We start from the raw sequence: 11957 nt of genomic DNA on the forward strand, positions 1-11957 counted from the left end.
GCACGGCCATGCGGCCGCGAGGCGAGGGGCGTTCGTTCTGGCATCCGAACGCCCGGGGGCGTTCCGGCATCCGGACGCCCCTTTCTGACGTACACCTGTTGTATCTATCCTGTGCCCATGCCGACCGCTCCCGCCTCCGCCGTCACGCCCGCCCCGGCCTCCGTGAAGCAGCCGCCCGCCGCCGACCGCGTCTACATGCACGTCAAGCAGGCCGTACTCGACCGGCGCTACGAGGGCGGCACGCTCCTCACCGAGGGCGAGCTGGCCGAGGCCGTCGGGGTGTCGCGCACGCCCGTGCGCGAGGCGCTGCTCAAGCTCGAAGTGGAAGGGCTCATCCGGCTCTACCCCAAGAAGGGCGCCCTCGTCCTCGCCGTCTCCGCACAGGAGACCGCCGACGTGGTCGAAACGCGGCTCTTGGTCGAGGAGTTCGCGGCGCGCAAGGCCGTTCCCGCGCCCGGACGGCTGATCGCACGGCTCGAAGAGCTCCTGGAGGAGCAGAAGGCGAACGCGGCGGCCGGCGACCTCGCCGCCGTCGCCGTCACCGACCGCTGCTTCCACGCCGAGATCGTCCGCAACGCGGGCAACGAGATCCTCTCCCGGCTCTACGACCAGATGCGCGACCGGCAGCTGCGGATGGGCGTCGCCGTGATGCACGCCCAGCCCGACCGGATCGCCAAGAACATCGCCGAGCACCAGGAGATGCTGGACGCCATCCGGGCCGGTGACGCCGAGCGCGCCGCGCACTGTGTGCGCCAGCATCTGAGCTGGGTCAAGGTGCTGGTCCGGGGTGAGGAACGATGAACTCCGGCGCCTCAGGGGTGAGCGCCTCTCTCCCCGGTGACCCGCCAGGAGGCCGCCGCGCCGCCCTCGTCTGGGGCATCGGCGTCAGCGTCTACTTCGTCGCCGTCATCTTCCGCACCAGCCTGGGCGTGGCCGGGCTCGACGCCGCCGACCGGTTCGGCGTCAACGCCTCGGCGCTCTCCACCTTCTCCATACTCCAGCTGCTCGTGTACGCGGGGATGCAGATCCCCGTCGGCATCATGGTCGACCGGCTCGGCACCAAGAAGGTGCTCACCCTGGGCGTCGTGCTCTTCACGGCCGGGCAGCTCGGCTTCGCGCTCTCGCCCTCGTACGGCACCGCTCTCGCCTCCCGCGCCCTGCTGGGCTGCGGCGACGCGATGACGTTCATCAGCGTCCTGCGGCTCGGCGCGCGCTGGTTCCCCGCCCGGCGCGGCCCACTGATAGCCCAGGTCGCGGCCCTCTTCGGGATGGCGGGCAACCTCGTCTCCACCATCGTCATCTCCCGCACGCTGCACGGCATCGGCTGGACCGCGACCTTCGCGGGCAGCGCGCTCGCGGGCGCGGTCGTCCTGGTCCTGCTGCTGCTCTTCCTGCGCGACCACCCCGAGGGCCACGAGCCGGCGCCGGTCACGCATGCCGGGGCCGCCTATGTACGCCGCCAGATCGCCGAGTCCTGGCGCGAGCCCGGCACCCGGCTCGGCCTGTGGGTGCACTTCACCGGGCAGTTCCCGGCCATGGTGTTCCTGCTGCTGTGGGGGATGCCGTACCTGGTCGAGGCGCAGGGGCACTCGCGCGGGACGGCCGGCGAGCTGCTGACCCTGGTGGTGCTCTCCAACATGGTGGTGGGCCTGGTGTACGGGCAGGTCATCGCCCGCCACCACGCGGCCCGCGCGCCGCTCGCCCTCGGCACGGTCGCGGCGACCGCCGCGCTGTGGGCCGCCGCCATCGCCTACCCGGCCCCGCACACGCCGATGTGGCTGCTGATCGCCCTCTGCGTGGTGCTGGGCGCCTGCGGCCCGTCCTCGATGATCGGGTTCGACTTCGCCCGCCCGGCCAACCCGCCGGAGCGGCTGGGCACGGCGTCGGGAATCGTCAACATGGGTGGTTTCGTGGCCTCGATGACGACGCTGCTCGCGGTGGGCGTGCTGCTCGACGCGACCGGCGACAACTACCGGATCGCGTTCGCCTCGGTGTTCGTCCTCCAGGCGCTGGGCGTCACCCAGATCCTGCGGCTGCGCGGCCGCGCGGCGCACCGCGAGCGGGAGCGCCTGGTCGCGAGCAGAGTGGAGGCGGTGCACGTACCGGCGTGACGGGCCTCGGCGGCTGCGGCGTGCGGGCCGGGGGCCCCGGGCCCTACGGCGTGACCGCGAAGTCCCGCAGGATCGCCGCCGCCAGCTCCTGGTCGCCCTCGGTCTTCACGCGGTCCGCCACCGCGTGCGGGCGCACCCGGCCGCAGGCGAGGCGTACGAACGTCTCCCAGTCCATCGCGATCGTGACGAGCGGGCCGAGCGAGGGCGCGCCGTCGATCGTGCCGTGCCCGTCGGCGTCGACCCGTACCGTACGCAGGAACTCGACCGGGCCGTGGATGTCGAAGACGACCGCCGAGTTCGGCGGGGCGCCCGCGTCCTTGGCGACGACTCTCGGCAGGGTGTGCAACAGGATGTCACGGGCCACGTACGCGCCCGGCGAGTCGAGGTTGCCCGGCTTGCCCAGCGCCCACCGCAGGTCCTGCTCGTGCACCCACACGTCGAACGCCCGCATCCGCAGGGCCAGTTCCAGGGTCTGCTCGGCGCCGAGCGGGGCGCGGACCATGGTGTCGGGGGGCCGGGTCTCGTTGCGCAGCTGCCGCGCCCGGCGGATGACCGTGTACTCCAGCTCCGAGGTCATCTCCGGCGCGGTGTGGTGCCGGCGCACATCGACCTGCATCTCCATGTAGCGCGCGAACTCACTCTGCACATGGTAGAGATCGCGCGGCAGGGTGTGGATCGGGCGCGGGTCGCCGAGCTGTTCGCACTCCATCCCGATGATGTGCGACACGATGTCGCGCACCGACCAGGAGGGGCACGGCGTGGCGCGGTTCCACTCGCCCTCGACGAGCGGCATCACCAGCTCGGTTATCGCCTCGATGGAGTGGGTCCAGGCGTCGGCGTAGGTCTGGAGGCTGGGATGGACGGTCACGGGACCCCTCGGCGGTTCTGTACGTACGCGGGCTGGGCGCTGTGGCAGTTAAGTTACGCTGCCGAAAGGCACCCCGGCAGTGCTTTCGTGTGACGATCGTAGGCCCGTGTTGACGACTCGAATGCCAGGACGGTGGTAGTGTGCGCGCCTCCCTCATCCAATTCGGTGTAGACCCCCAGGAATCGGTCGGTTCGCGCAGGCAGCGGGCGGCTTCGCTGGTGCGGGAGCAGGCGGGCGCGGACCTGGTGGTGCTGCCGGAGCTGTGGACCGTGGGCGCCTTCGCGTACGAGAGCTTCGCGGCCGAGGCGGAACGGGCGGCTGACGGTCCGACGCATGAGGCCATGTCAAAGGCCGCGCGGGACGCGGGCGTCTGGCTGCACGCCGGGTCAATCCCCGAGCGCGGCGCCGACGGCGGGCTCTACAACACCTCCCTGGTCTTCTCGCCCGAGGGCGAACTGACGGCCACATACCGGAAGATCCACCGCTTCGGCTTCGACCAGGGCGAGGCGGTGCTGATGAGCGCGGGCGAGGACCTGGTGACGGTCGCGCTCCCCGAGACCACCCTGGGCCTGGCGACCTGTTACGACCTGCGCTTCCCCGAGCTGTTCCGGGGCCTGGTCGACGCGGGCGCCCAGACGTTCGTGGTCCCGGCCGGCTGGCCCGCCCGGCGCCTAGCGCACTGGACGCTGCTCGCCCGGGCGCGCGCGGTCGAGAACCAGGCGTACGTCCTGGCCTGCGGCACCGGCGGCACCCACGCGGGCGTCCCGCAGGCGGGCCACAGCATCGTGGTCGACCCCTGGGGCGAGGTGCTGGCGGAGGCGGGCGAGGGCGAGGAGGTCCTCACGGTCGAGCTGGACCCGGCGAAGGTGGCGGCGACGCGGGAGCAGTTCCCGGCGCTGAAGGACCGCCGACTCGGATGACGGGGCGGCGGGGCAGCGGGGCGAGGGGGCGACGGGGCGACGGGGCGACGGGGCGACGGGGTCAGTCGTCCTCGTCGTGCCCCCGCTCCCGCTCGTCCATCCGGATCACGCACACCACCACCGCGATCAGCAGCGCCGCGTCCGCGTCCTCGCGGACGACGTTCACCGCGTACGTCTCGCGGACGTGGAACCAGCGGCGCGAGACGTGCGCCAGCAACTCCCCGTCGTACTCGACTGTGAACTCGCGGTCGAAGATCTTGCCCGAGACGTCGAGCTCGGTGCCCTCGACCAGGGCGACGCGGTAGTGGTTGCGCAGCAGCGAGAGCCGCTTGCGGCGGATCGTGGCCAGCGGCCGCTCGTCCCGCTCGATGGTCATCGCGTCCCTGATGCTGAACATCTTCTTGCGCAAGGTGATCAGAACCCGTCCGTTCGGATCCTTCAGCTCCAGGGTGTCCCGCAGCCGCAGCGCCTTGCCGTCGACGAGGAAGGCCTGGCGGCCCTCCTCGGTCTCGATCCAGTAGTCGTCCCCGATCGCGAAGATCTTGTCGCGCACCAGATATTTCATGGCGGAATGCGTACCCCTGCTTTTGGGGTTGGATGGGGGTATGGCTACACGTGCACGCGTTCGGGCCCCCGAGCTGATCGGCAAGGGCGGCTGGCTGAACACCGGTGATCAGCAGTACACCCTCGCCGACCTGCGGGGGAGGATCGTCATCCTCGACTTCTGGACGTTTTGCTGCATCAACTGTCTGCACGTCCTGGACGAGTTGCGGGAGCTGGAGGAGAAGCACCGCGACACCGTCGTGATCATCGGGGTGCACTCGCCGAAGTTCGTCCACGAGGCCGACCACCAGGCCGTCGTCGACGCCGTGGAGCGCTACCAGGTGCACCACCCGGTCCTGGACGACCCGGAGCTGGCGACCTGGAAGCAGTACGCGGTACGGGCCTGGCCCACGCTCGTCGTGATCGACCCCGAGGGGTACATCGTCGGCCAGCACGCGGGCGAGGGGCACGCCCACGCCATCGCGAAGCTGGTGGAGGAGCTGGAGGCCGAGCACGCGGCGAAGGGGACGCTGCGGCGCGGCGACGGGCCGTACGTGCCGCCGGAGCCGGAGGCGACGGATCTGCGCTTCCCCGGGAAGGCTCTGGTGCTGCCCGGCTCGGGCACCTTCCTGGTCTCCGACTCGACGCGGCACCAGCTGGTGGAGCTGGCGGCGGACGGCGAGACGGTCGTACGGCGGATCGGCGACGATCAGTTCAAGGAGCCGCAGGGGCTCGCGCTGCTGCCCGACGGGCGCGTGATCGTCGCGGACACCGTCAACCACGCGCTGCGGGTCTTCGACCCGGAGACCGGCGAGGTGGTACGGGTCGCGGGCACCGGCAAGCAGTGGTGGCAGGGCTCGCCCTCGTCCGGACCGGCGCTGGAGGTCGACCTCTCCTCGCCGTGGGACGTGGCCTGGTGGCAGGGCAAGGTGTGGATCGCCATGGCCGGGGTGCACCAGCTGTGGACGTACGACCCGGAGAGCGGCACGGTCGAGGTCGCCGCCGGGACGACGCAGGAGGGCCTGGTCGACGGCCCCGCCGCCGAGGCGTGGTTCGCGCAGCCGTCCGGCCTCGCGGCCTCCGGGGACCGGCTGTGGGTGGCCGACTCGGAGAACTCGGCGCTGCGGTACGTGGAGCGCGAGGACTCCGGCTACGTGGTGCGTACGGCCGTCGGGACCGGGCTCTTCGACTTCGGGCACCGGGACGGGGAGGCGGGGCAGGCGCTGCTCCAGCACCCGCTGGGCGTGACGGTTCTGCCGGACGGGTCGGTGGCGGTCTCCGACACGTACAACCACGCGCTGCGCCGCTACGACCCGGCGTCCGGGGAGGTCACCACGCTCGCGACGGATCTGCGCGAGCCGAGCGACGCGGTGCTCGTCGGGGACGACATCGTGGTCGTCGAGTCGGCCCGGCACCGGCTGACGCGGCTGCGGCTGCCGGAGTCGGCGGTACGGGTGGACGCCGTGGCACACCGTACGCAGCGGGCCGCGACCGAGGTCGCGCCGGGCGCGCTCCGCCTCGACGTCGTCTTCCAGGCCCCGAGCGGCCAGAAGCTCGACACGCGCTACGGTCCGTCGACGCGTCTGATCGTCTCCTCGACGCCGGCGGAGCTGCTGGTGTCCGGGGAGGGTACGGGGACGGACCTGTCCCGTGACCTGACGCTGAACCCGTCGGTCGCGGAGGGGGTCCTGCACGTCTCGGCGATGGCGGCGTCGTGCGACGACGATCCGGCGAACGAGTACCCGGCGTGCCATGTGCACCAGCAGGACTGGGGGGTTCCGGTGCGCCTGACGGCGGGGGCGGCGTCGCGCTTGCCGCTGGTCCTGGCGGGCCTGGACGGGTAGCCCCCACCCCGCCCCTTCCCTGAACCCTCCGGGGGGTGGGTGGGGGCGGAGGTGGGTCTCCCGGGGGCTACGCCCCCGGACCCCCGTTTGCGGGGCCTGCGGCCCCTGCGCCCCGGGCCCCCGTTTGTCTGCGGCTCCGGTGAGGCTGGTCGCGCCCACGCGGCGGAGCCGCACATGTCACAGCCCCGCGCCCCTGACCACCCAGGGGCGCGGGAAACTGCGCGAGCAACCCAGCACGGTCCGCAGACGAACGGAGACCCGGGGCGGAGCCCCGAAAGTGGGGTCCAGGGGCGAAGCCCCCGGCCGCCCGCCAGAGGGCTTTCGGGAAGGGGCGGGGTGGGGGATCAGCCCTGCAGGAACGACAGCAGGGCGTTCGCCAGCAGGTACGGGTCGTCCGCCCCGCACAGCTCGCGCGCGCTGTGCATCGACAGGATCGCCACCCCGATGTCCACCGTCTGGATGCCGTGGCGCGCGGCCGTGATGGGGCCGATCGTCGTCCCGCACGGCATCGCGTTGTTGGACACGAAGTGCTGCCACGGCACCCCCGCCCGCTCGCACGCCGCCGCGAACACCGCCCGGCCCGAACCGTCCGTCGCGTAACGCTGGTTGACGTTGACCTTCAGGATCGGGCCGCCGTTGGCGCGCGGGTGGTGCGTCGGGTCGTGGCGCTCCGCGTAGTTGGGGTGGATGGCGTGGCCCGTGTCGGAGGAGAGGCAGACGGTGCCCGCGAAGGCGCGCGCCTTGTCCTCGTACGTACCGCCGCGCGCGAACACCGAGCGTTCCAGGACCGTTCCGAGCAGGGGGCCGTCCGCGCCCGTGTCCGCCTGCGAGCCGTTCTCCTCGTGGTCGAAGGCCGCCAGGACCGGGATGTACGGCAGCTCCGAGGACGCGGACGCCGCCAGCGCCGCCGCGCCCGCGTGCACCGAGATCAGGTTGTCCATCCGGGGCCCGGCCAGCAGCTCGTTGTCCCGGCCCAGATACGAGGGCGGCTCGATCGAGTGCACCATCAGGTCCCACCCGGTGACCTCGCCCTCGGGCAGGTCCGCCTCCTGCTCCAGGAAGCGGATCAGGTCGCCCTCCGCGACGTCGCCGAGGCCCCAGATCGGCTGGAGGTGCTTCTGCCGGTCCAGCTTCAGGCCGTCGTTGGCCGAGCGGTCCAGGTGGATCGCCAGCTGGGGCACGCGCAGCAGCGCGCGGTCCACGTTGACCAGCACGTGCGAGCCGTCCCGGAGGGTGAGGCGGCCCGCCAGGCCCAGGTCGCGGTCGAGCCAGGTGTTCAGGAGCGTCCCGCCGTAGACCTCGACCGCGATCTGGCGCCAGCCGTACGCCCCCGTGTCCGGCAGGGGCTTGACCCGCAGGTTCGGCGAGTCGGTGTGCGCGCCCACGATCCGGAACGGGGTGTGGGCGGCCGCGCCCTCCGGCACGTACCACGCGATGATCGCGCCGCCGCGCAGCACGTACTTCCCGCCGCTCGTCGCGTCCCACGCGTCCGTCTCCCGCACCTGCTGGAAGCCGGCCTTCTCCAGCCGCGCGGCCGCGTTCGCCACCGCGTGGTACGGCGACGGGCTCGCCGCGAGGAAGGACATCAGGTCGTCGGTGTGTCCGCGGTCGAAGCGGGAGGGTGTGCTCATGCGTTCACCTTAACCAGGGCCGCTGACAGACAAGGGCCCGCTTCCCCGGAGGGAAGCGGGCCCTTGGTCCGGCGCCCTGGAAGGAGGCCGCCGGAGATCTCGCGGCGCGTCCTAGAACGCCGCCTCGTCAAGCTCCATCAGGGAGTTGTCGACGGTCTCGGCCAGCGCGCGGGCGGTGGAGACGCCCGGCAGGACGTTCGCGGCGAAGAACTTCGCGGCCGCGATCTTGCCGGTGTAGAACGGGACGTCCTTGGCGGAGGCGGACGCCAGCTTCTCGGCGGCGACGGCCGCGCCCTTGAGGAGCAGGTAGCCGACGACGACGTCACCGGAGGCCATCAGCAGGCGGGTGGTGTTGAGGCCCACCTTGTAGATGTTCTTGACGTCCTCGCCGGTGGCGGTCAGGTCGGTGATCATCGTGCCGACGATCGCCTCCAGGTCCACCGCGGCCTTGGCCAGCGAGTCCAGCGCGCCGCCCAGCTCCTCGTGGCCCGACTGCTCGGCGAGGAACTTCTTGATCTCCTCGGAGAGGAGGTTGAGCGAGGCGCCCTGGTCGCGGACGATCTTCCGGAAGAAGAAGTCCTGGCCCTGGATCGCCGTGGTGCCCTCGTAGAGGGTGTCGATCTTGGCGTCGCGGATGTACTGCTCGATCGGGTACTCCTGCAGGTACCCGGACCCGCCGAAGGTCTGCAGCGACTCCGACGACAGCTTCTCGTACGACTTCTCCGAGCCGTAGCCCTTCACGATCGGCAGCAGCAGGTCGTTCAGGCCGACCAGCGACTTGGCGTCCTCGCCCGCGGCCTCCTTGACCTGGATCGCGTCCTGGACGGCGGCGGTGTAGAGCACGAGGGAGCGCATGCCCTCGGCGTACGCCTTCTGCGTCATCAGGGAGCGGCGCACGTCCGGGTGGTGGGTGATCGTCACCTTGGGCGCGGTCTTGTCCATGAACTGCGAGAGGTCGCTGCCCTGGACGCGCTCCTTGGCGTACTCGAGGGCGTTCAGGTAACCCGTCGACAGGGTCGCGATCGCCTTCGTGCCGACCATCATCCGCGCGAACTCGATGATCATGAACATCTGGCGGATGCCGTCGTGCTTGTCGCCGATCAGCCAGCCCTTGGCGGGGTGCTTGTCGCCGAAGGTCATCTCGCACGTGTTGGAGGCCTTGAGGCCCATCTTGTGCTCGACGTTCGTCGCGTACACGCCGTTGCGCTCGCCCAGCTCGCCGGTCTCCCAGTCGAAGTGGAACTTGGGGACGAGGAAGAGCGAGAGGCCCTTGGTGCCGGGGCCGTGGCCCTCGGGGCGCGCGAGGACGTAGTGGAGGATGTTCTCCTCCATGTCGTGCTCACCGGAGGTGATGAAGCGCTTCACGCCCTCGATGTGCCAGGAGCCGTCCTCCTGCTGCACGGCCTTGGTGCGGCCGGCGCCCACGTCCGAGCCGGCGTCCGGCTCGGTGAGGACCATGGTGGAGCCCCAGCGCTTCTCGACGGCGATCTCGGCGACCCGCTTCTGCGCCTCGTTGCCCTCCTCGAAGAGGATGCCGGCGAAGGCGGGACCGGACGAGTACATCCAGACGGCCGGGTTGGCGCCCAGCAGCAGCTCGGCGTAGGCCCAGATGAGGGAGCGCGGCGAAACGGTTCCGCCGATCTCCTCCGGCAGGCCCAGGCGCCAGTACTCGCTGTCCATGAACGCCTTGTAGGACTTCTTGAAGGACGCCGGGACGGGCGCGGTGTTGGTCTCCGGGTCGAACACCGGCGGGTTGCGGTCGGCGTCCGCGAAGGAGTCGGCCAGCTCGTTCTCGGCGAGGCGGGCGATCTCGTCGAGGATGGTCTTGGCGGTGTCGACGTCCATCTCGGCGAACGGGCCGGTGCCGTACAGCTTGTCGCGTCCGAGGACCTCGAAGAGGTTGAACTCGATGTCGCGGAGATTCGACTTGTAGTGCCCCATGGCGACGGCTCCGTAAGCAGGATCGGTTACATCAATACCAGCAAGTAGCTACGATGATGCTACCCGTCGGTAATAAGACGCAACCCCTCTGGGCACATATGTGGCGCACTACTCTTGCGCCCATGTACGGCTACGACCAGAACCAGGGTGCTCAGCAGCAGTACGCCCAGCCGCAGCCTTCCTACGGGGAGCAGCCGCTGTACCCCGAGCCGTCGCCGCCCTCGCTCGCGGACGCGGTGCGGGCGTTCACCACGGGCTCGCTCTCGGCCGAGGACTTCCAGCAGATCTTCGCGGGCTCGAAGGTCTACTGCCCGCGCGGCGACAATCCCGGCTTCCTGGCCCTGCACAACACCCAGCAGCCGGTCATCCCGATGTTCACGTCGCTCAAGGAGCTGCGGCGGTACGCGGGCAAGGAGTCGAAGTACTTCGTGATCACCGGGGCGGAGGTGATCGACCTGCTGCCGACCGGGTACGGCTTCGTCCTCGACATGGAGGGCGACCACCGGATGGTCTTCGACGCGAAGGCGGTCGAGCAGATGGTGGACTTCGCGATGCGGCGGATGTACGGCTGATTCCGGGCATATGGCCGGTTCCGGGCGTCGCGCTCGGGGCGGGTGGAATGCGCACGCCTTGCCGACTGTTCACCATTCAACTACTTTGGATGCTGAGCATCCCGCCGAGGAGGGCGTCCCATGCCTGCTGTGACCGTCGAAAACCCGCTCACCCTGCCGCGCGTGGCCGCACCTCAGGGTGCGGTGCCGCGTCCCGTGCTCGCCGTCACCACGGCGCCGGCCGGGTTCGAGGGGGAGGGATTCCCCGTGCGGCGCGCGTTCGCGGGGATCAACTACCAGTACCTCGACCCGTTCATCATGATGGACCAGATGGGTGAGGTGGAGTATCAGCCCGGGGAGCCGAAAGGGACCCCGTGGCACCCGCACCGGGGCTTCGAGACCGTCACGTACATCATCGACGGGATCTTCGACCACCAGGACTCCAACGGTGGCGGCGGCACCATCACCAATGGCGACACGCAGTGGATGACGGCGGGCGCGGGCCTGCTGCACATTGAGGCGCCGCCGGAGCACCTCGTCGTGTCGGGCGGTCTCTTCCACGGTCTCCAGCTGTGGGTGAACCTGCCGGCCAAGGACAAGATGATGCCTCCGCGCTACCAGGACATCCGCGGCGGCAACGTCCAGCTGCTGACCACGCCCGACGGCGGCGCGCTGCTGCGCGTGATCGCCGGTGAGCTGGACGGGCATGCCGGTCCCGGCATCACGCACACCCCGATCACGATGATCCACGCGACGATCCGGCCCGGGGCGGAGGTCACGCTGCCGTGGCGGTCGGACTTCAACGGGCTGGCGTACGTGCTGGCGGGGCGGGGGTCCGTGGGCACGGACCGTCGTCCGGTGCACATGGGCCAGACCGCCGTCTTCGGTGACGGCGGGTCGCTGACGGTCCGGGCGGACGAGAAGCAGGACGGGAACACGCCGGATCTGGAGGTCGTGCTGCTGGGTGGGCGGCCGATCCGGGAGCCGATGGCTCATTACGGGCCGTTCGTGATGAACACGCGTGAGGAGTTGCAGCGGGCGTTCGATGACTTCCAGAAGGGGCGGTTGGGTACGGTTCCGGCGGTGCACGGGATGTGAGAGTGGCCCCACCCCGCCCCTTCACCTAAACCCTCCGGGGGTGGGTGGGGGCGAAGGTGGTTCTCCCGGGGGCTGCGCCCCCGGGCCCCCGTTTTGCGGGGCCCGCGGCCCCTGCACCCCGCCCCGGGGCTGCGCCCCCGGGCCCCGGTCTTGCGGGGCCTGCGGCCCCTGCACCCCGCTCCGGGGCTGCGCCCCCGGGCCCCGTTTGTCTGCGGACCGGTGGGGGCTGGTCGCGCAGTTCCCCGCGCCCCTAAAAGATCCGTTCGTCTGCGGGTCGCCTGTGGCTGGTCGCGCCCACGCGGCGGAGCCGCACATGTCACAGCCCCGCGCCCCTAAAGACTCGGTCGTCTGCGGGCCCTGCTGGGCTTGCGCGCCCGCGCACCGCTTGGCCTCTCGGGCGATTGAGGGGCGGAGCCCCGAACACTAGGGGCGCGGGGAACTGCGCGATCA

The 11957-nt window shown here is 70.9% G+C and carries 10 protein-coding genes; 6 read left to right on the plus strand and 4 right to left on the minus strand.

What is annotated here, in order from left to right:
• The first annotated feature begins 117 nt into the window (after window positions 1-117).
• Window positions 118-801, plus strand: a complete 684-nt coding sequence (locus AB0G17_RS05830) for a GntR family transcriptional regulator (protein ID WP_361376027.1) — start codon at window positions 118-120, stop codon at window positions 799-801.
• Window positions 798-2111: an MFS transporter gene (locus AB0G17_RS05835; RefSeq protein WP_361376030.1), complete on the plus strand. Its 1314-nt coding sequence runs from the start codon at window positions 798-800 to the stop codon at window positions 2109-2111. Before AB0G17_RS05830 ends, AB0G17_RS05835 begins: the two co-directional genes overlap by 4 nt.
• Window positions 2112-2154: 43 nt before the next feature.
• On the opposite strand, the gene AB0G17_RS05840 is transcribed toward AB0G17_RS05835, so the two are convergent.
• A complete protein-coding gene (locus AB0G17_RS05840; RefSeq protein ID WP_361376033.1) occupies window positions 2155-2979 on the minus strand; it encodes a maleylpyruvate isomerase family mycothiol-dependent enzyme in 825 nt (274 codons plus the stop codon).
• Between the two features lie 140 nt (window positions 2980-3119).
• Between AB0G17_RS05840 and AB0G17_RS05845 the strand changes: the two genes are divergently transcribed.
• Window positions 3120-3899 carry a carbon-nitrogen family hydrolase gene (locus AB0G17_RS05845; RefSeq protein ID WP_361376036.1) on the plus strand — a complete coding sequence of 260 codons (780 nt, stop codon included), beginning with the start codon at window positions 3120-3122 and terminating at the stop codon, window positions 3897-3899.
• A 61-nt stretch (window positions 3900-3960) separates the two neighbouring features.
• Here the strand turns inward: AB0G17_RS05845 and AB0G17_RS05850 are convergent, their stop codons facing one another.
• On the minus strand, window positions 3961-4464 hold the full coding sequence (locus AB0G17_RS05850) for an LURP-one-related family protein (RefSeq protein ID WP_361376039.1): 504 nt from the start codon (window positions 4462-4464) through the stop codon (window positions 3961-3963).
• 40 nt (window positions 4465-4504) lie between these two features.
• Here AB0G17_RS05850 and AB0G17_RS05855 point away from each other — a divergent pair, with 40 nt between their 5' ends.
• On the plus strand, window positions 4505-6286 hold the full coding sequence (locus AB0G17_RS05855) for an NHL domain-containing thioredoxin family protein (RefSeq protein WP_361376042.1): 1782 nt from the start codon (window positions 4505-4507) through the stop codon (window positions 6284-6286).
• A gap of 344 nt (window positions 6287-6630) precedes the next feature.
• Here AB0G17_RS05855 and AB0G17_RS05860 read toward each other — a convergent pair whose 3' ends face one another.
• Entirely contained in the window at window positions 6631-7917 is a 1287-nt protein-coding gene (locus AB0G17_RS05860; RefSeq protein WP_361376045.1) for a M18 family aminopeptidase, read from the minus strand.
• A gap of 111 nt (window positions 7918-8028) precedes the next feature.
• Window positions 8029-9858, minus strand: coding sequence for an acyl-CoA dehydrogenase (locus AB0G17_RS05865; protein ID WP_361376048.1), 1830 nt, complete (start codon window positions 9856-9858; stop codon window positions 8029-8031).
• Between the two features lie 122 nt (window positions 9859-9980).
• Here AB0G17_RS05865 and AB0G17_RS05870 point away from each other — a divergent pair, with 122 nt between their 5' ends.
• Window positions 9981-10430 (plus strand): SseB family protein, encoded by a 450-nt coding sequence (locus tag AB0G17_RS05870; RefSeq protein WP_361376051.1) that lies wholly within the window; start codon window positions 9981-9983, stop codon window positions 10428-10430.
• Between the two features lie 120 nt (window positions 10431-10550).
• Window positions 10551-11507 carry a pirin family protein gene (locus AB0G17_RS05875; protein WP_361376054.1) on the plus strand — a complete coding sequence of 319 codons (957 nt, stop codon included), beginning with the start codon at window positions 10551-10553 and terminating at the stop codon, window positions 11505-11507.
• Window positions 11508-11957: the final 450 nt, after the last annotated feature.

The organism is Streptomyces sp. NPDC023838, from assembly GCF_040639555.1.
GTDB lineage: Bacteria > Actinomycetota > Actinomycetes > Streptomycetales > Streptomycetaceae > Streptomyces.